This is a genomic window from Methermicoccus shengliensis DSM 18856 (assembly GCF_000711905.1).
Taxonomy (GTDB): domain Archaea; phylum Halobacteriota; class Methanosarcinia; order DSM-18856; family Methermicoccaceae; genus Methermicoccus; species Methermicoccus shengliensis.
In genome coordinates, this window is the sequence record NZ_JONQ01000007.1 from 163,830 (window position 1) to 182,461 (window position 18,632).

Sequence of the window (18,632 nt, forward strand, 5' to 3'; positions counted from 1 at the left end):
ACATAAAAGCCTTCACTCCCTGACAGGGAGTAACTCGAGCAGAAGTTCGAATGCCTCCTTAACGCTCGCATCCCCGCACTTTACGGCAAGCGCCCTCATCCGCACAATGTCGTCCAACATCTTGGGGTCTTCAAAGAGCACGTACCGGGTGGCGAGCACGCACGCCTCGATTAGGGCAGCAAACCCCCTGTTGTGGGCTCTGGGGATGGGGGAGAGCACCTTCCCATCCACGGGCAATAGCTCAAAGGTGGAGATGGTGTTTGTGGCTGTAAGCGGCGCGCATCTGAATGCCACATATGCCTCACACCCCAAAAGCACGGGAAGTGCCACACCCTCGACCTCGTGCCACCCAAACTCGTCCTCGCTGAGCTCTGAGAGGGCAGAGCGCACAAACAGCATGGGGTCATAGCTCACGTGAGCCACGCAGTAGGGTGTGCACTGTAGGTTGGCGTGCGTCTGAGAGCCCTCATACACCCTGAGCGAGCACCTTCCTTCCCTGATGTGCACCCCCATGGGAGCGGCATTGGGCACCCCCTCTCGAACGGTGGAGAGCACCACCTCGTTGATGCCCTCGAAGAGTCCGAACCTTGAGAGCACTATACCACCATCCCCTCCAGAAGCGCTATAAGAAGCCCGGCCCCCACTATGTCGGCAGTGCTTCCCGGGTTGATGTGGGCAGATACCAGCTCATTGTCGAACTGCTCTATCATTGCCAGTGAGTCATGGAGACCTCGAGCCTCCAGATGGCGCACGATATTGCACGCCCTCTGAGACACCTCCATGGCGACCTCATCCCCCTGCTTGGCAGCTATGAATGTATCTGGTCTTTTGGCAAGATTGTGCAGGAAGGTGACCAGCACGGCATCGTTTAGCGTGTGGCGCGCTCTCAGCTCTGTGATCATTTTTGCACTCGCAAAGCTCTCCTCAAACCCACACACCCACTCTCGAGCCACGAGGTCGTATCTTGCAGACATCTGCATGAGGTCGAACAGCGTAATGCCCCTGTTCTGAATCTCCAGCGCCGTTTGCTCTTGGTTGATGTCGAGTGTGTCCACGTCCTTCACCTTTACGCGTGCCATGTGAAATGCCTCCAGAAAATCGAGGGAGTCGTCAACGGTGGTCGTCCTCACGATGTGGGATGCAGAGCTTCGAAGATAAGAGCCGAGCCGTGGCGTGAAGACCAGCTCTGCGTGCCTTCCAGCGGCCATGCACAGCGGAACAAAGAGGAGAAACGTTCCAAAATGGGTGTTTCCCCCTCTGTGCCATCGCATGCTCTCGGCCACTGCATCCCTGATGAGGGCACCCACACCAAAGCTCGAGGATGATGCCCTCACGAGAGCTGGAAGCGCTCCGACAGCGGATGCCAGAAAGTGCTCAAACGAAGTGTCCTCAAAGTCGTGGGTGCGGTCGACGTTTCCCGGCTTTGGGGTGGCAGAGACCTCGAGCAGCATGGCAAGCTGTGCACACTGCGCAATTCTGAGGGCATGCTCCTGCTCCTTACTCATGTCCCACACCCGAAATCCACCTTGGGGTTCTGTCATCCCTCGCGAGCAGCACCACCCTGCTTATGGGCACCTCGTCCACGAGCGTGTAGCCAGTAAAGTGGGCTATACGAGATGCAAAGGCGTGCACCTCCTCGTGGGCGGGCATTGCGTCCCTTGCAAGCCTGTTTCTTGAAAAACCGATGTGCATGTATGCCTTGACCTCCACAAAGTCGGGCTGGGCTTTTTCCAGCAGGGTGGCATATCCTGCCTCGTCATGCATGTTGAGCCCCCTCACGAGTGTTATCCTCACGTTCGTTCTGCATCTTTTCTGAGGGAGAAGCTCGAGGCTCTCGAGCACCCTGTTCCACGTGTTTGCAATGGGACGACACACCTTCCTGTATGTGTGCTCATCCGGGGCATCGAGCGATATATAGAGCATCGTGGGCGATATTTTCTCTATCACCTCCGGGCAGGTGCCGTTGCTCACCACGAACGTGGTCATATCCCTGCTGGAAAACTCCCGTATCAGCTCATCTAGGTATGGGTACAGGGTGGGCTCGCCAGCAAGCGATATCGCCACGTGTCTTGGCGTGTGAGCCTCCCTCAACGCAGCTCCGTCCGTCTTGGAAGAGCCTCCATAGCCCGTGAGAAGGCGCATCTGAGCCTCTATTGCACCATCTGCTATGAGAGATGGAGAGTCCCAGCCGTATGCTGGGGGCTCCACCTCCACTGGACGCCAGCAGAACATGCACCTCTGGTTGCACATCAGCGTGGGGGTCATCTGAATGCACCTGTGGGAAAAGATGCCATAAAACCTCTCCTTGTAGCACATCCCCTCCCCCCTCAGCGCCTTTTTGAGCCAGAGACAGCTCTTTACGGCGGAGTGTGCGCCCACCCTCTGGTAGCCGTGCTTCCTGAGCAGCCTCCAGTACTCCTCATCACTCATGCGCATTTCCTCTTCTCCTCACCCCTCGCACACCTCAAGAGGGCGTCCACATCGATGTGCTCCTCCACCAGCCGATGGGCAATGTCAACGTCCTCCTCACTCTTTATCCTCATTCTTCCCAGCACCTCCTCCATCCTCTCTATGGCGGACAGGACGTCCCCCCTAAAGTGCAAGAGCGGAACACCCCTCTGCTCGGCATGCGAGAGCAGTGCACACTCTGGCACATGCTCACCCGTTGCCACCACACACCCCACATTGCACTCAATGGCCGCCGAGATTATCTCCGAGCGGCCAGCTCCAGTGATCACCACAGAGCTGGCACCCCTTCTGAATGCCCTGATGGAGCTTTGAAGGTCCATAGCACCTATGAGCAGCTCATTGACGGGCCGCTCGAGCCCCTCCTCACCTGCAATCACCTGTGCATTGATGATATCTGCCACCTCCTGCACCTTCAGCTTGCCAAGGGCTGGCTCGTGGGGCACCACACCAAGCACATCTATGCCCCTGCTGTCGAGAAAGCCTCCCACCAGCGATTCCGTCCATTCCATTCGCTCTCCTGGCACAGCGTTTATGATTACACCGCACAGCCCCTCCTGCCCGAGGAGTGTCACGCCCGCAAGCACGCTGTCAGCCAGTCCCCTCGTGTATGGAGAGACGAGCACATTGACGGCCCCCATCAGGGATGAGAGCTTCGATGCCTCAAGCCCAAACACCGCACCAAACTCCACGCCAGATGCTCCCTCCACGAGCACGACGTCCCTATCTCTCGATATCTGCTGGAACGCTGAGAGTACCCTGTCGGAAAGTGCCTTGGTCTTTCCCATGAGCGCATCGTGCACCAGCCGCTCGGTTGCCAGCAGCGGAGTAATCACCTCCAAGGAATCCCCGAGATGGAAAAGCTGGCTCATCATGATGGCATCCTCGTCCATCAGCACACCATCCACATCCACGAGGGCGTTGCCCACTGGCTTCATGTACCCCACTCTGTAGCCCCTCTCGGTGAGGACCGAGAGCAGACCCATGCAGAGGGCACTCTTGCCAGCACATGCACACGTGGACGCAATAAATATGGGTCTCATATTCATACCATTACCTCCTCAGCGTGGCTCTAAAGTCCACTGCCACACATCCGTCACCCTCTCGGCGAACGACCATGGGGTTGATGTCCAGCTCAACGATCTCGGGGTTCTCCTCTGCAAGCTGGGAGAGCCTCTGGATGCACTCCGCCACCGCCTCGACATCATATCTTTCCTCCCCCCTCACACCAGAGAGCAGCGGATATGCCCTGATGTCCCTTATCATCTTGAGGGCCTGGGAGCGTCCCACAGGAGACACCCTGAACACCACGTCCCTGAGCACCTCCACATACACCCCTCCGAGCCCAAACATGAGCAGCTTTCCGAACTGTTCATCCTCACTTATCCCGAGCACCACTTCCCTCCCCTCCACCATCTGCTGGACGAGCACACCCTCCACAAGCGCATCTGGGGCATACCGTCCCACCCTCGCCATGAGCGCAGAATACGCACTCTCGAGCTCGCTGGCATCCGATATGCCCGTGATGACGCCCTTCACCTCTGTCTTGTGGGAGATATGGGGTGATACCACCTTGAGCACCACGGGATAGCCTATGGCGGATGCTGCCCGCAGTGCCTCATCGATATCCCTTGTGAGCACAGAGGGTGCGGTGGGAATGCCGTACGCCTCAAGAAGCTCGATGTGTTCCACCCCGAGCGTGCTCTTCCTTAGCTCCAGCGCCCTTTCGATGATTGTCCTCACGCTCGCTCTGTCTACCTTAAAGCGCACGGGCTCGTCCTCATCCCAGCCCTCGCGCAGCGTGCGCACCCTACCAAGGCTGAACACTGCCCGCTCTGGATAGGGGTATGTGGGGACCCCTCTCTCCCTGAGGATGCGCATCCCTTGCTCTGTTCTGCTACCCCCGACGAGACATGCCACGATGGGCTTTTTGCTCCCGACGGCGGCTATTGCCCGTGCCACTGCCTCCACATCCGTCATCGCCTGTGGAGAGGTCAGACACACCACGGCATCCACGCCCTCGTCATCGCACAGCGCCGAAAGGGCTGACGCGTATGTATGGGCATCCGCATCGCCGAGCACGTCCACGGGGTTGTAGAAGGAGGCTGCTGGTGGCAGCACGCGCTTTAGCTGCTCGATGGTGGACGGGCTGAGCTGTGCCAGCTCGAGTCCATGGAGCACGCACGCGTCCGCTGCCAAGATGCCGAGACCCCCTGCATTGGTGAGCACTCCAACCCTCCTAACCTTCAGCTCGGGATAAGCCGAAAGAAGCATTCCGATATCGAACAGCTCCTCGAGGGAGTATGCCCGAAGGATGCCACACTGGCCAAATGCGGCTTCATAGGCCACATCAGAGCCCGCAAGAGAGCCAGTGTGGGACGAGACCGCCTTCGACCCCGCTCCCGTCCTCCCAGCCTTCAAAAACACCACGGGCTTTTGCCTCGTAACAGCCCTCGCCACCCTCATCAGCCCCCTCCCATCCGAAGCCCCTTCGAGGTAGCCCAGGACGACAGCAGTGCCCTCATCCTCCCTGAGCGCCTCCAGAACCTCGTTCTCCCCGATGTCTGCCTTGTTTCCAAGGCTCACCACAGCGGAGAAGCCCAGCTTCATCTGGTACGCCCAGTCCATGATGGAGGTCAGCAAAGCACCCGACTGAGAGAGCACCCCCACCTTTCCAGCATGAGGTATGGTGGCAGTAAACGTGGCATTTAGCCCGATGCGGGGGTTTGCGACCCCAAGGCAGTTGGGCCCAAGGATGCGAACACCATATTCTTGTGCCGCCTTGAGCATTTCTCTCTCGAGCTTTAGCCCCTCTATACCGCTCTCTCTAAAGCCAGCCGAGATTACCACTGCCACCTTCACGCCCGCCATCCCGCACTGCTCCACCACGTGGGGTACGGCTCTGGCGGGTATTATCACCACCGCCATCTCACACGAGGGCACATCTAAAACGGAAGGATAGCATTTCAGCCCCAGCACCTGCTCATACTTGGGGTTTACGGGATACACATCTCCTTCAAAGGAGAGCATGTTGGAGAGCACCGCATGGCCCACTTTGCCCTCCCTGGGAGTTGCACCGATGACCGCCACTGAGTGGGGAAAGAGCAGGCTCCTAAGAAGGCTCATGGGTCCACCCGTCATCAGGCTGGCACGAACTTCGTGCCATAGTATATGAGCCCCTTCTCATTATCCTCCCCAAGTCTCCTGAACGCAGCCTTTACCCTCATGCCTATGTGCACCTCTTCTGGTGGACACACCACATGGGCAGTGACTCTTGCCCCTTCATCGAGCTTCACGATGGCGAGCACATAGGGTGCATGCCTCTCAAACCCCCTCGCCGCTGTGTGGATTACCGTGTATGTGACCACCTCGCCCTCGCCCCTGAACGTGTACGGCTCAACATTCCCAGAGCGTCTGCAGTTGGGACACACACTCCTTGGCGGAAAGAAGTACTCTCCACACACCGTGCATCTTGTGCCACTCAGGCTGTACCTGCTGGGTATCTCCCTCCAGAACCTCGCTATTCCCATACGCTCACCTCGACAGTATATGGATCACCGCAGTACCTCCAGAGCCGCCCACGTTGTGTGTGAGCCCAACCTCTGCACCCTCCACCTGTCTCTTGCCTGCCTCACCCCTGAGCTGCTCCACGATCTCCACCACCTGCTTGATGCCCGTGGCTCCCACGGGGTGTCCGCACGCCTTTAGCCCTCCAGAAGGGTTCACTGGGATGCTGCCATCGATTTGGGTCTGGCCTTCTTCCGTCATTGGTCCTCCCTCTCCCTTTTTACAGAAGCCTATGTCCTCTATTGCACATATCTCGGCTATCGTAAAGCAGTCGTGCACCTCTGCCACGTCGATGTCGTGCGGGGAAAGTCTTGCCTGTGCAAACGCCCTGCCTGCCGCCACCACGGTGGCATCGAGGGTGGTGATGTCCCTTCGGTTGTGCAGCGATATCGAGCTTGTGGCGCACGCCGAGGCTCTGACATATACAGGAGTCTCACACAGCCTATCCGCCACCTCACGGGCTGCGAGCACGACCGCTGCCGCCCCATCGCTGATGGGTGAGCAGTCCAGCACCCTCAGTGGGTCTGCCACCATGGGGGAACTCAGCACATCCTCCAGCGTGATTTTCCTTCTGAACTGGGCGTTTGGGTTGTGCATGGCGTTGGCATGGTTCTTCACAGCCACGTGGGCAAGCTGCTCCCTCGTGGTACCATGCTCGTGCATGTGGAGGCGGGCAATCATGGCATACAGGCCCGGAAATGTCGCTCCCACAAAGCCCTCCCATTCTCTGTCAGATGCTGCCGCCAGCGCATCTGTTGCCACATCCACCCCCACATCGGTCATCTTCTCAACACCCGCAGCCACCACGATGTCATAGTACCCAGAGGCAATGGCGAGCACCGCCTCGTGCATCGCAAGCCCACCCGAGGCACACGCTCCCTCCACCCTCACCGAGGGTATGCTTAGGGTGGCGAGGCCAGAGTAGTCGGCGATGAGGGAGCCTATGTGCTCCTGCTTGATGAACTGGCCTCCACTCATGTTGCCCACGAACATGGCGTCTATGTCCTCGCCCGCAACCCCGGCATCCTCCAGCGCCTCCACGCCCGCACTCACTATCAGGTCTCTGAACGAGGACTCCCAGAGCTCACCAAACCGTGTGCATCCCACGCCTATCACTGCCACATCTCTCATGTGCTCACATCCTTATCTTGCCCTTGTGCTTCGCATACATCCCATAGTCGAGGTATATGGGGTCTGCCAGCAGCTCCTCGACGGTGGGTGCGCCCCCTCTTATCTCTTCTATTCTGTCAGTTATTGTGAGGGAGAACGAGTCGCTTCCCGCACCAGAGCCAAATGAGGTGAGCAGCACCCTCTCCCCGGGCCGTGCCACATCGAGCACGGCAGCAAGCCCAATCAATGATGAGGCAGAGTAGGTGTTGCCCAGCCTGCCCACCACCAGCCCGGGCGCCAGCTGCTCCTTCGAAAAGCCAAGCTTGGCTGCCACATTCTTCGGAAACTTGCCGTTGGGCTGATGAAACACCACGTAGTCGTAGTCCTCTGGACGGGTGCCCGTCTTTTCGAGAAGCGCCCTTGTTGCAGCAGCCACATGTCTGAAGTATGCGGGCTCACCCGTGAACCTTCCTCCATGCTCTGGATAGGGCTGACCCTCCCTTCTCCAGAAGTCTGGGGTGTCTGTGGTGAACGAGCACGTATCATCGATTACAGCAACCGCCTCTTTGGCCCTTCCCACCACTGCCGCCATGCCACCAGCTGCAGCCGTGAACTCGAGCGCATCATTGGGTGCGCCCTGAGCGACGTCCGAGCCTATTGCCAGCCCGAGGTCTATCATCCCAGAGGACACGAGACCCATGCACGTCTGGAGGGCAGCAGTACCTGCCTTGCACGCAAACTCATAATCGGCTGCAGTGAGCATTGGGGTCGCACCAATTGCCTCTGCAACGATGGTGCTCGTGGGCTTTACTGCATAGGGATGGCTCTCCGAGCCCGTGTATACAGCACCAATGCGCTTGGGGTCTATGTGCGCACGCTTAAGGGCATGCCTTGCTGCCTCCACGGCAATGGTAACCGTATCCTCGTCCAAGTCTGGTACTGACTTTTCCCATACCCCCAGCCCCCTGATGATGGTGGAGGCATCCTTACCCCACACCCTTGCTATATCCTCGACCCTGATTCTGTACCTCGGTATGTACACCCCATAGGATACCAAACCTACATCCACAAAAATCACTTCCTGTGCAGTGCCTCTATGATGTTGCTAATATCCATCAGGGTGGTGAGCACTGGTATCTGCTCGATTTCGGCGATTTTCAGCGCCATCTCATCCACCTTACTTATCCCATGAAGCACCACTGCGCCGGGCTTGAAGCTGGTCACCCTGAGCGCCACCATGGGCGAGCGGCCCGTGCTCACCTTGGTGAATATGAGGGCTCTTTCAGTGCTCCACCCATACAGCCGCTGAAACTCGTTGGAGGAAAGCTCGAGTATCGCCCTGATGCTGTCGATGATTGTGTGCCCATACAGGGGCTTCTTGCTCTTCACATCGAGCACCACCGAGGCATCTATTCTTTCTGCAAGCTCCTCCACACTCATGGGGAGCTCGTACTCCTCCATGTCGTATATCACATTGGGGTTGAACCCATACATCATGGCGGTATATGCCCTGACCTTGCTACCCCCCTTCGCAATGTCCATGTCTATTATGGCGTTCACAATTCTCTTCACGGTCTGCACACCGGGTGAGCGTCTCCTGCCGCTCTCATAGTCTGACACCACCGATGGAGATATTCCAAGATAGGCGGAAAGCTCAGTTTGGGCAATGCCAAAGCTCATCCTCCACTTCCTGAGAGTCTCGCCCGGGCTATCGGAGAGAGTAATCTCCCCCGCCATCCTCTCGGCAAGCCTCACCCTGATATCGCCTCTCTCATTGGCCCGTGCTGAATACCCTGTGCCTCCCTCCATCCACAGAAACAATGTTGCAACGTACTTATAAGTTTAACGAAAGGTAATATCGTCTTTTGACGAACTTCGTCCGAGGATAAGGTTTAAAAGCCCCTCACATATGGTAGTTGCACGGTGAGTCAATGGTCAGGACAAGAGGTATGAGCCACTGCGTCTCCTGTGGTGTGGCGCTCATTGAGAGGGGCTCTGTAAGGCTTCCCTGTCCCATGTGTGGGGAGGAGATAGGAAGGTGCCCAAGGTGCAGGGTGCTGAGCACCGCATACGTGTGCAAAAAGTGTGGATTTCGGGGTCCATGAGGTGATGACATGGGAGAGGTAGCGGCAAAGATAAGGGTGATGCCAGAGAGCACTGAGACGGACTTGGAAGCTCTCAAGCAGAGGGTAAGGGATGTGCTTCCCGAGGGTGTGAGGCTGCATGCCTTCTCGCTCGAGCCAATTGCCTTCGGGCTGAAGGCCCTCATAGTGGTGGTGATTCTCGCCGATGCAGAGGGTGGCACGGAAGGGGTGGAAAAAGCCATCGCTGGGCTGGATGGCGTGGAGAGTGTGAACGTAGTCGAGGTGGGGCTGCTTTAGCCCCTCTAACACGATGCCCCAATCAGAAGCAATCATATACGATGAGTGCATCCACCCCACTTGTGGGAAAATGAAGGACAAGCTCATATGGCTGAAGGCTGACGAGGGGTCATGGGAGGACGTAAAGCCCGTTGTTATAAAGGCACTCGAGGCTGGAGCACACTGCATACTCGCACGTCCAGAGCACGTTAAAAGCATAAGGGAGCTCGGTGGAATCACCATAGCCTCCCAAGAGCCCGATGGGGATATTATCCTCTACCCCTTAGACACCACCCCAGATACTCCTCTTCCAGATGTGGCGCAGCTGATTGGTGAGATTGACGCCCTCAGGGGCAGTGGAAAAGAGGTGGCAGCCCTTGTGGTGATAAGAAACAAGGCATGTGAGGAGCTTGCCGCAAGAATAGGAAAGCACTGCGACTACTTAGTGGTGATCGGCACCGACTGGAAGGTGATTCCCCTCGAAAACCTCATAGCCTCGCTGCAGGGCTATGATGTACAGCTCATCGCCGGAGTGAAGGACTCAGAGGAGGCAAGGCTCGCCCTCGAGACGATGGAACACGGTGCAGATGGCGTGCTGCTGTCCACCTCTGATCCCAACGAGGTCGTAAGGACTGTGAGGGTGGCGAGAAGTGCGGGCACTGGGAGGGTGGAGCTGGTGCCAGCACGCATAACGAGCATAAGGCAGGTGGGCATGGGGGACAGGGTGTGCGTGGACACATGTGCCCTGATGAGCGTTGGAGAGGGCATGCTGGTGGGCTCGCAGGCCAATGGCTTCTTCCTCGTGCACTCTGAGACCGAGGAGTCCCCGTATGTCGCAGCCCGACCGTTCAGGGTGAATGCTGGTGCAGTGCACGCCTACATCAAGGTGGGTGAGAAAACACGCTACCTTTCTGAGCTTCAGGCAGGAGACGAGGTGATGGTGGTGGACGCGCAGGGCAACACGAGGCTCGAGGTCGTGGGGAGGGTGAAGATTGAGCGGCGTCCCCTCGTGCTCGTCGAGGCTGAGGTGGAGGATAAACGTATCAAGATTCTGCTCCAGAACGCAGAGACCATCAAGCTCGTATCCAAGGAAGGTGTGCCACTGTCCATCACGAGTCTAAAGGAGGGTGATGAGGTGCTCGTACATACGGAGAACATCGGAAGGCACTTTGGTATGAGAATAGAGGAGAGCATCATTGAAAAGTGAGGATGCTCATAGACCTCGCCAAGAAGGTGAAGGTTGGCGATATGGGCCCTATGCCAGAAGGCGTGGCATATCACACGTGGAGGGTCGAGGAGAGTACAGAGGGGTCGAGGAGAGTACAGAGTAATCAACTGCTATACAGTAAACAGCATTCCCAAATAGGCTGGCTTGAGATGTTCGTGATAAGGGGAAGGGCATGGGTGTTCGGCGATGATGTCGACACCGACGTCATAATACCCGGCAAGTACCTGCGCACCACTGACTATAGCGTGTTCGCCCAGCACGCGATGGAGGGCATAATGCCCACATTCGCATCCCATGTGAAAAGGGGAGATGTGGTGGTCGCGGGCAGCAACTTTGGGTGTGGCTCATCGAGGGAGCAGGCAGCGATAGCCCTGAAGGAGGTGGGCGTTGGATGTGTGGTCGCCCGCTCATTTGCGAGGATATTCTTCAGAAACGCCATCAACGTGGGGCTTCCCATCATGGAGGCAGACGTGCAGTGTGAGCAGGGGGATATCGTGGAAGTGGACATGGAGCAGGCGTGTGTCAGGGTGAAAAACAGCATGTACAGGGGCACAAAGCTTCCCGATTTTCTCCTCTCCATCCTGAGGGATGGGGGGCTGGTGGCACACAGAAGAAAAAGAGGGATGGGAGATGATTGTTCCAGATGAGCCCAAGTATGTAGGCGTGTGCAGTGAGAAGCCCAACAGGACATCGAGGGTGTACTTTCTAACGCGCTATCTCCTCGAAGAGAAGGGCACAGAACTCACCTTATATGAGCTTGAGACCAGGGGAGAGGGCATCATGAGGGATGTCGTGGATGTAAAGGTGCTCGCCGAACCCCAAGAAATCGTGCGCTATGACAAGGAGGTGGACATCCACAACCGTGCCGAGCTCGTGGAAATCGCCCACATGCTGTGTGGTGATGGTGTGAACACCGTTGTGTTCAAAGGAATGGACGGGCACATAACCTTCGTGCACGAGCCCGACATCGACCAGATACTGAACATCGAGGTGTACGACGTGGTGCCACCCCACCCCTCCATGCTGGTGTACTGGCTCTCAAAGCTCAAGGAGGCAGGGGCGTTCAACGACGTGATGGTCAGGTTCATCCCAAGGCTCGTGAATCTCAAACAGCTCGAGTCCCCCCACACAGTGTTTCCATGCTCTGCCAGCGGGCTCTCTCCTCCCTTTCTCGATAGAGACAGGCTAAAGGCTCCCGTAAAGCTCATAGGATGCGATACTGGCAGAGAGGTGATGCGCGCCATGTACCCCCACATCCCCCACACAGTCGAGAGCTTCTGCCCCTTCAGCACCGAGCTGTACGCCCCCTCTGGCCCCTTCATCGCAAGATGCTGCAGGCGCGAGCGATGTGGTCCTGCGAGGATTGGAGGGCATGTGGGGTACATCGTGCACTGGGGCGTGCATCAGTGTGAGCTCATAGAGGCCGTGCACACCCTTGTCAAGGAGGTATGAGTTGTTCGAAATACGGGAAAAAGATGTTCTGGGCAGAATAGGGGTGCTCAACACGCCCCACGGCAAGGTGGAAACACCCCTGCTCATGCCCGTGATAAACCCTAACAAGCTCATACTCAGCCCCCAGCAGATGAAAAGGATGGGCGTCAAGATGCTCATCACCAACGCCTACATCATATACCGCACCCCAGAGCTGAGGGAGCGAGCACAGCGGAAGGGTGTGCACGGGTTGCTTGGCTTTGATGGCCCAATAATGACGGACTCAGGTTCCTACCAGCTCTCAGTGTATGGGAACCTCGAGGTCGAGAGCGATGAAATCGTGCGGTTTCAGAGTACCATCGGAAGCGATGTGGTGGTGCCAGTGGACATCCCAACCCCCCCGCACGTACCACGGAGGCGGGCAGAGAAGGAGCTTGGGATAACGCTCGAAAATGTGAGAAGGGCAAGGCAACTCCTAAACGAGCTCAAAGGCAGTGGGCTGCTCGCAGCCCCCGTGCAGGGCTCCACGTATCCCGAGCTGCGGCACAGAGCTGCACTGGAGCTTTCGGGCATTGGAGATGTGTACCCCATCGGCGCAGTCGTGCCCCTGATGGAGCAGTACAGGTTCGACGTGCTCGCACAGGTAATCATGCACTCCAAGATGGGGCTTCCTCCATGCGCACCAGTGCACCTGTTTGGTGCTGGCCACCCAATGGTGCTTGCCCTTGCCGTTGCACTGGGGTGCGACCTGTTTGACTCTGCAGCCTATGCCCTCTATGCCGCCAAGGGCAGATACCTGACACCCCAAGGAACCCAGGTGCTCTCTGATATGCAGGAGCTTCCATGTGCATGCCCCGTGTGCGCAGAGCACACACCAGAGGAGTTGGGCCGCAACGAGATGGCGCTCGCCGAGCACAACCTGCGCGTCGCCCTCACAGAGCTAAAGCTGATAAGAGAGTGCATCCGTGAAGGTACGCTCACAGAGCTCGTGCAGCAGCGGTGTCGAGCACACCCAAAGCTGCTCTCAGCACTCAGGGCTGCCATGTCTCACGCCAGCTATATAGAGGAAATCGCTCCCCAGCCAAGGGCTCCCTTCTTCTATGGGGGTCCAGAGAGTGTGCAAAGACCAGAAGTGATAAGGCACAGAAGAAGGCTGCTGGATATGGACATCGGGGAAAGCTGCCTCGTGCTCTCGGGCCGTCCTCGAGGTGTGCACGGCTCCCGAGGTGTGCACGGCTCCCATCACACCGTGTGCATCCTCATAGCTCCCTTCGGACCCTGCCCCATCGAGCTGTGCGAGACATTTCCCGTGAACACCGTGAGCATTGAGGGGGACTTGGAGGCGAAGCAATGCGCCCTTGAGGCTCTGGAGGCCCTCATACTGGCAAATCCCAGCTGTAGCTTTGATATAGAGCTGGACGAGAGCTGGTGTATCCCTCTACTCCTACCAATAATTGGAAGATTGGAAGCTTTTAACAATGTTAAGCACATTGATGTGAAGAAAGAAATACACGAGGGGATGTCACATGAATGATGGCTGCAGACCTGCCTGTGAGAGGGTAGTTTTTTATGTGCTTCCCGCCATCAGGGCTCAGCTCGCAAGGGTGCTCGTGAAGGAGTACGGCGTGCCCCAGCAAAAGGTGGCCGAGCTCATGGGGCTCACCAGCGCCGCAGTATCCCAGTACATCAACTCCAAGCGGGGAGCTGAGCTGGCCCTTTCGAATAGCGTTATGGAGCACATCCATGAATGTGCCCAGCAGATGCTTTCGAGGGAGGCGGAGAAGGACTACATATGTAAGATATGTCATCTCATTCAGAGCGAGGGAATAATTCTTAAGGAGGATGAGTAGTCCCTCTGGAATTGAACCCAAGAGTCATCCCAAGAGGTCCGCACATGCGCATAGTCATCGTGGGAGCTGGCAACGTCGGCTACAACCTTGCAAGGCTGCTCTCCAAAAGGCACGACGTGCTGGTGATTGAAAAAGACCCGGGGCGCTGTGCCTATGTGGAGGAGCACCTCGATGTAGATGTCATATGTGGGAACGGTGCCAATGTCAAGCTGCTCAACGAAGCAGTGGCTATGGGTGCCAAGATGCTCATCGCCCTCACGAACGTAGACGAGGTCAACATAGTGGCGTGCATATCCATAAAGAGGCTGGACGAGGACGTGCTGACAGTGGCGAGGGTGAGAAATCCTGACTATGTGGACACCCCCGTATCCAGCAGAAAGTTCGTGGGGGTGGACATAATGATATCGCCTGAGATGCTCACTGCCACCAAGGTGCTGCAGATCATATCCATCCCCGGGGCAATAGACTACGAGGCGATGCCAAACCTCGGTGTGGAGATCATCCAGTTCAAGATTGAAGAGGAGCATACCTCTCTGATCGACATTCCCCTGAAAGACCTTCCCATCCCCAAGGAGTGCATCGTGGTGGCCATCCACCGTGATGGAAACATCATAATCCCCAAAGGGGAAGACGTGTTCTTGGCGAAAGATAGAGTCATCGTAATAGGCAAGCCCCAGAGCACCCACGCATTTGCCCGGCTATTTGGAGACGCTTCCGAGCTCAAGCGCTTTGTGCTAGTTGGAGGGAGCATTGCAGGTCTATACATAGCCAAGCTCCTGGACGAAAAAAAGCTCGATGTGAAGCTCATAGAGGAGGACGAGGAACGGTGCAGAGTGCTCTCGGAACAGCTGAAAAATGTCCTTGTAATTCATGCGGATGCCACCGACCCAAACGTGCTGAGAAATGAAAAGGTGGGAAATGCCGATGCCCTCGTGTGCATCACCGACAACGAGGAAAAAAACCTGCTGTGCAGCCTCATAGGTAAGAAGATGGGTGTTCCAAAGGTGGTTGCAAGGTTCGCCAAGGTGGAGTACGAGGAGATATTCGATATGGTGGGTGTGGATGCTGCAGTGGGCTACCATCAGGTGATGGCAAACGAGGTGGTAAAGCAGATATTCAGAGAGCGTACCGAGGCAGTGCTCATTCTCGAGAGGTTTTCCGAGGAGGTCATAGGGCTCACAGTGGACAGCAAGGCAAAGATAGCTGGAAAGCCCCTAAGGGCTGTTAAGTTTCCAGAGGGAGCCATCATAGCCCTCGTGCTCAGGGGGGAGGAGGTGATAATCCCCAAAGGGGAGACCGTGCTGAACGAGGGGGACAGGGTGGTGCTGTTCACCCTCACTGATGAGATACCAAAGCTTGAAAAGCTGTTTCATACAACACTTCCACTGAGATAGGGGGCATCCCTTGAGAGAGCGAAAAGAGAGCACGCTGATGAGTCTGTTCGGAGCAGTGCTGTTCTATCTGGCCATCGCTCTGCTGCTCCCGACTGTCGTCGCCCTGTATTATGGTGAGGGTGTGGAGGCGTATCTCTACCCTTTCGTAATAACACTATTCATGGCCATCGTGCTTCTGCTGCGCTATCGCCCGTCTGATACCATACACACCTCAGAGGCGTTCTTTGCAGTCTCGGTGGGCTGGCTTATCGGGATGTGTGTGGCATCGGCACCCTTCATTCTGAGCGGATATGGGCTTGTTGACAGCATGTTCGAGGCGATGAGCGGGCTTACCACCACTGGCTCCACCATCCTGAGTTCAATCGAGGATGCGCCAAAGAGCCTTCTGTTCTGGAGGAGCCTCATTCAGTGGCTCGGTGGGGCTGGAATCATCATGGTGTTCGTGGCAGTGCTGCCCACGTTGGGAGTTGGAGGAAGACAGCTGTTCAGGGGCGAGTTTCCGGGCCACGATGTGCAGAGCATCCGCCTTCGGATAAGGCACACTGCAAGGCTGTTCTTCTACGTGTACCTCGTGTTCTCAGCTGCCCTTTTTGTGATACTGCTCTTTGCGAGGGTGGGAGTGTACGACTCGCTGTGTATAGTGTTCTCCACCCTGTCCACTGGGGGGTTCTCTCCACACACGGAGAGCATCGCCTATTACGGCAGCCCATTCGTGGAGTGGGTCGTGGTGGTGTTCATGTTTCTGTGTGGTGCCAACTTCTACACACACTACAGAGGACTATATGAGCACCCCATACACTACATCAAGAGCGCCGAGTTCAGGGCTTATTGCATCATTGTGGGCAGTGCGATAGCAGCCGTGTGGGCTGCAGTGGAGCTTGCCGAGAGCCCTCCCATAACCTACGGGCTCAGGGAGGCTGCATTTCAGGTGGTCTCCCTGATGAGCACCACTGGGTTCACAACAGCCAACTATGATGGATGGCCCACTCCAGTCAAGGTTCTGCTTCTCATGCTGATGGTGATCGGCGGCTCCACTGGCTCGACGGCTGGAGCCATGAAGGTGGCAAGGTTGCTCATCAGCCTGAACTTCATCAGGCTCACGCTGTACAAGCTGGTGCACCCAAGCGCCATCGTCCCCATCAAGTTCGACGACAAGTGCGTGAGCGAGGATGTTCTATCATCGGTTGCGGCCTTTGTGGTCGCCTATATGGGCCTGATATGTCTCTCAACGCTCCTCCTGCTGTCCATGGGCCTTGGGGCATCTGATGCGTTATCGGCATCAGTCGCCACAATAGGCAACGTGGGTCCTGGCTTTGGCGGGGTAGGTCCCACAGAATACTATGGCTGGCTGCCCTCTGGAGCAAAGCTGATGCTCATATTCAACATGTGGGCTGGAAGGCTGGAGCTGTTCACGGTGTTCGTGCTATTCCTTCCAGCTTTCTGGAGGGAGCTTCGTAAAAAGGAGAGATGAGGAAAGATGAGTATGAGTGGGGAGTGGGAGGAGCAGATACGGGCAGCCTTGGGGGAGATTCCGTGCGAGCTTGTGATAAGAGATGTGGACATCGTGCTGTGCGGAGCTGGAAAAGTGGCAAAGGGCGACATAGCGGTGCACAGGGGCACCATAGTGGGAATGCTCGAGCACTACGAGGCACAGAGGGAGATGGATGGCGAGGGTATGTACGCCCTTCCGGGGTTCATTGATGGACACATCCATCTGGAGAGCTCGATGCTCACGTTTTGCGAGTTCTCCAAGCTCGCAGTACCCCATGGCACCACCGCCCTCGTGTGTGACCCCCACGAGATAGCCAATGTGTGCGGGCTCTCTGGCATTGAGGAGCTGATGCGAGAGGCTGCGAGCGTTCCCCTCTCGGTGTTCTTCACGGCCCCCTCCTGTGTTCCAGCCACCCCTCTCGAGACGAGCGGAGCACGCCTCGATGCATCCCAGCTCGAGCCCCTTATCGTGAGGGACGAGGTGGTTGGGCTCGCAGAGCTGATGAACATGGCAGGTGCCATCCATCGCGACCCAGAGGTGATGCTCAAGGTGAGAGCTGCACGACGAGTGCACAAGAGGGTGGATGGGCACTGCCCGCTGCTAAGTGGCAAGCAGCTCAATGCCTATATGATGGCAGGTCCCAGCTCAGACCACGAGAGCACACTGCCCGAGGAGGCGCTCGAAAAGCTGGAAAAGGGGATGTGGGTGATGATACGGGAGGGCAGTGTCTCCAAAAACATGGAAGAGGTGCTCGGTGGGCTGCTGGATGCCCACGTGGACATGAGAAGATGCATGCTCGTGTCGGATGACCGCCACCCATTGGACATACGGAAGAGGGGATACTTCGAAGGGGTGCTAACGAGGGCAATCGAGATGGGGGTAGAGCCAGTGGAGGCTGTGGCGATGGTGAGTCTCAATCCAGCCCAGTACTTCAATCTCGATGGGTTCGGGGAGATTGCGGTGGGGAAGAGGGCAGACATCGTGCTAACCGACGGCCTCGAAGACATCAGCATCCAGCGAGTGCTGGTTGGAGGTAAAGAGGTGGCATCCAATGGTAAGATGCTCGCAGATGTTCCCAGCTATCGCTTCTCCCCAGCCCTGAGAGATACCGTGAGGCTACCCCCCCTCACCGAGAGCTCATTTGCGGTGAGGACGCACGCAGAGGATACGACGAGGGTGAGGGTGATTGGGGTGCTGGAGGACTCCCTGATCACCGAGAGCTTGAGGTGGGAGCTTCCCGTGGTGGATGGGGAAATACGTGAGGATGTGGACGCAGACGTGCTTCGCATCGCGGTCGTCCACAGACATGGAAAGACTGACAGCATAGGGCTCGGGTTTGTGAGGGGGTTTGGGCTAAACGGTGGGACGATTGGCTCCACGGTGGCGCACGACTCCCACAACCTCGTGCTCGTGGGCGCTCGCAAGAGGGACATGCTCGTGGCTGCCCAGCACCTCGCATCAGTGGGAGGAGGGTTTGTGGCGGTGCGTGATGGAGATGTGGTGGCATCCCTGCAGCTCGAGCTGGCAGGCCTCATGACCACCGCCTCCTCAGAGGAAGTCAGCACGGGACTCGATGAGCTGCACAGGGTAGTGGCAGGATGGGGCTGCCCCCTATCCTCCCCCTTCATGACCCTCTCCTTCATGTGCCTTCCCCCCATTCCCCATCTAAAGCTCACGGACGTGGGGCTGGTGGAGGACTTCTCGCTCGTGTCCCTTGAGGTAAGCTCTTTATAA

At 57.2% G+C, this 18,632-nt stretch carries 19 protein-coding genes; 10 read left to right on the plus strand and 9 right to left on the minus strand.

All coding sequences use genetic code 11. The features are described from left to right. Positions 1–12 precede the first annotated feature (12 nt). Genes BP07_RS01290 through BP07_RS01330 form a run of 9 tightly spaced genes read right to left on the minus strand, consistent with a single transcriptional unit; the run spans position 13 to position 8,952 of the window. Positions 13–597, minus strand: a complete 585-nt coding sequence (locus tag BP07_RS01290) for a DUF447 domain-containing protein (protein WP_052353081.1) — start codon at positions 595–597, stop codon at positions 13–15. Next, complete coding sequence (locus BP07_RS01295; protein WP_042684585.1) at positions 597–1,505, minus strand: triphosphoribosyl-dephospho-CoA synthase; 909 nt, start codon at positions 1,503–1,505, stop codon at positions 597–599. Before BP07_RS01295 ends, BP07_RS01290 begins: the two co-directional genes overlap by 1 nt. Further along, positions 1,498–2,436, minus strand: coding sequence for a 4-demethylwyosine synthase TYW1 (gene twy1 / locus BP07_RS01300; protein ID WP_245597015.1), 939 nt, complete (start codon positions 2,434–2,436; stop codon positions 1,498–1,500). Before twy1 ends, BP07_RS01295 begins: the two co-directional genes overlap by 8 nt. Further along, positions 2,427–3,509, minus strand: a complete 1,083-nt coding sequence (locus BP07_RS01305; RefSeq protein WP_169736224.1) for a phosphotransacetylase family protein — start codon at positions 3,507–3,509, stop codon at positions 2,427–2,429. Before BP07_RS01305 ends, twy1 begins: the two co-directional genes overlap by 10 nt. Positions 3,510–3,519: 10 nt before the next feature. Then, a complete protein-coding gene (locus BP07_RS01310) occupies positions 3,520–5,592 on the minus strand; it encodes an acetate--CoA ligase family protein (protein ID WP_042685002.1) in 2,073 nt (690 codons plus the stop codon). A 14-nt stretch (positions 5,593–5,606) separates the two neighbouring features. Continuing rightward, positions 5,607–5,996, minus strand: coding sequence for a Zn-ribbon domain-containing OB-fold protein (locus BP07_RS01315; RefSeq protein WP_042684586.1), 390 nt, complete (start codon positions 5,994–5,996; stop codon positions 5,607–5,609). A gap of 4 nt (positions 5,997–6,000) precedes the next feature. After that, on the minus strand, positions 6,001–7,164 hold the full coding sequence (locus tag BP07_RS01320; RefSeq protein ID WP_042684589.1) for a thiolase domain-containing protein: 1,164 nt from the start codon (positions 7,162–7,164) through the stop codon (positions 6,001–6,003). 4 nt (positions 7,165–7,168) lie between these two features. Beyond that, the gene (locus tag BP07_RS01325) at positions 7,169–8,212 is read right to left on the minus strand and encodes a hydroxymethylglutaryl-CoA synthase (RefSeq protein ID WP_042685005.1); all 1,044 of its coding nucleotides are present in this window, start codon (positions 8,210–8,212) and stop codon (positions 7,169–7,171) included. A 5-nt stretch (positions 8,213–8,217) separates the two neighbouring features. Then, a complete protein-coding gene (locus BP07_RS01330; protein WP_052353089.1) occupies positions 8,218–8,952 on the minus strand; it encodes a helix-turn-helix domain-containing protein in 735 nt (244 codons plus the stop codon). 107 nt (positions 8,953–9,059) lie between these two features. On the opposite strand from BP07_RS01330, the gene BP07_RS01335 reads away from it, so the two are divergent. The 10 genes from BP07_RS01335 to ade all read left to right on the plus strand — a co-directional run bounded on the left by BP07_RS01335 (position 9,060) and on the right by ade (position 18,632). Then, complete coding sequence (locus BP07_RS01335; protein WP_245597016.1) at positions 9,060–9,248, plus strand: zinc finger domain-containing protein; 189 nt, start codon at positions 9,060–9,062, stop codon at positions 9,246–9,248. A gap of 9 nt (positions 9,249–9,257) precedes the next feature. Continuing rightward, the gene (locus BP07_RS01340; protein ID WP_042684593.1) at positions 9,258–9,524 is read left to right on the plus strand and encodes an elongation factor 1-beta; all 267 of its coding nucleotides are present in this window, start codon (positions 9,258–9,260) and stop codon (positions 9,522–9,524) included. A 70-nt stretch (positions 9,525–9,594) separates the two neighbouring features. Next, on the plus strand, positions 9,595–10,710 hold the full coding sequence (locus BP07_RS01345) for a 3-dehydroquinate synthase II (RefSeq protein ID WP_042685011.1): 1,116 nt from the start codon (positions 9,595–9,597) through the stop codon (positions 10,708–10,710). Between the two features lie 170 nt (positions 10,711–10,880). Then, positions 10,881–11,378: a 3-isopropylmalate dehydratase small subunit gene (locus BP07_RS01350; RefSeq protein WP_042685014.1), complete on the plus strand. Its 498-nt coding sequence runs from the start codon at positions 10,881–10,883 to the stop codon at positions 11,376–11,378. After that, positions 11,362–12,183: a DUF7714 family protein gene (locus BP07_RS01355; protein WP_042684595.1), complete on the plus strand. Its 822-nt coding sequence runs from the start codon at positions 11,362–11,364 to the stop codon at positions 12,181–12,183. The genes BP07_RS01350 and BP07_RS01355 overlap by 17 nt, the downstream gene beginning before the upstream one ends. Beyond that, positions 12,167–13,696, plus strand: a complete 1,530-nt coding sequence (gene tgtA / locus BP07_RS01360) for a tRNA guanosine(15) transglycosylase TgtA (protein ID WP_052353093.1) — start codon at positions 12,167–12,169, stop codon at positions 13,694–13,696. Before BP07_RS01355 ends, tgtA begins: the two co-directional genes overlap by 17 nt. After that, entirely contained in the window at positions 13,689–14,012 is a 324-nt protein-coding gene (locus tag BP07_RS01365; protein ID WP_042685019.1) for a transcriptional regulator, read from the plus strand. Before tgtA ends, BP07_RS01365 begins: the two co-directional genes overlap by 8 nt. Positions 14,013–14,056: 44 nt before the next feature. After that, positions 14,057–15,406, plus strand: a complete 1,350-nt coding sequence (trkA, locus tag BP07_RS01370; protein ID WP_042684597.1) for a Trk system potassium transporter TrkA — start codon at positions 14,057–14,059, stop codon at positions 15,404–15,406. Between the two features lie 10 nt (positions 15,407–15,416). Continuing rightward, positions 15,417–16,877: a TrkH family potassium uptake protein gene (locus BP07_RS01375; protein WP_052353096.1), complete on the plus strand. Its 1,461-nt coding sequence runs from the start codon at positions 15,417–15,419 to the stop codon at positions 16,875–16,877. 6 nt (positions 16,878–16,883) lie between these two features. Continuing rightward, entirely contained in the window at positions 16,884–18,632 is a 1,749-nt protein-coding gene (ade, locus tag BP07_RS01380; protein WP_042684600.1) for an adenine deaminase, read from the plus strand.

Coding starts and splice junctions, on each gene's coding strand:
- BP07_RS01295 (WP_042684585.1), bottom strand. CDS start 1,505: ATGAGTAAGGAGCAGGAGCATGCCCTCAGAATTGCGCAGTGTGCACAG.
- twy1 (WP_245597015.1), bottom strand. CDS start 2,436: ATGCGCATGAGTGATGAGGAGTACTGGAGGCTGCTCAGGAAGCACGGC.
- BP07_RS01305 (WP_169736224.1), bottom strand. CDS start 3,509: ATGAGACCCATATTTATTGCGTCCACGTGTGCATGTGCTGGCAAGAGT.
- BP07_RS01310 (WP_042685002.1), bottom strand. CDS start 5,592: ATGAGCCTTCTTAGGAGCCTGCTCTTTCCCCACTCAGTGGCGGTCATC.
- BP07_RS01315 (WP_042684586.1), bottom strand. CDS start 5,996: ATGGGAATAGCGAGGTTCTGGAGGGAGATACCCAGCAGGTACAGCCTG.
- BP07_RS01320 (WP_042684589.1), bottom strand. CDS start 7,164: ATGAGAGATGTGGCAGTGATAGGCGTGGGATGCACACGGTTTGGTGAG.
- BP07_RS01330 (WP_052353089.1), bottom strand. CDS start 8,952: ATGGAGGGAGGCACAGGGTATTCAGCACGGGCCAATGAGAGAGGCGAT.
- BP07_RS01340 (WP_042684593.1), top strand. CDS start 9,258: ATGGGAGAGGTAGCGGCAAAGATAAGGGTGATGCCAGAGAGCACTGAG.
- BP07_RS01345 (WP_042685011.1), top strand. CDS start 9,595: ATGAAGGACAAGCTCATATGGCTGAAGGCTGACGAGGGGTCATGGGAG.
- BP07_RS01350 (WP_042685014.1), top strand. CDS start 10,881: ATGTTCGTGATAAGGGGAAGGGCATGGGTGTTCGGCGATGATGTCGAC.
- BP07_RS01355 (WP_042684595.1), top strand. CDS start 11,362: ATGATTGTTCCAGATGAGCCCAAGTATGTAGGCGTGTGCAGTGAGAAG.
- BP07_RS01365 (WP_042685019.1), top strand. CDS start 13,689: ATGAATGATGGCTGCAGACCTGCCTGTGAGAGGGTAGTTTTTTATGTG.
- trkA (WP_042684597.1), top strand. CDS start 14,057: ATGCGCATAGTCATCGTGGGAGCTGGCAACGTCGGCTACAACCTTGCA.
- ade (WP_042684600.1), top strand. CDS start 16,884: ATGAGTATGAGTGGGGAGTGGGAGGAGCAGATACGGGCAGCCTTGGGG.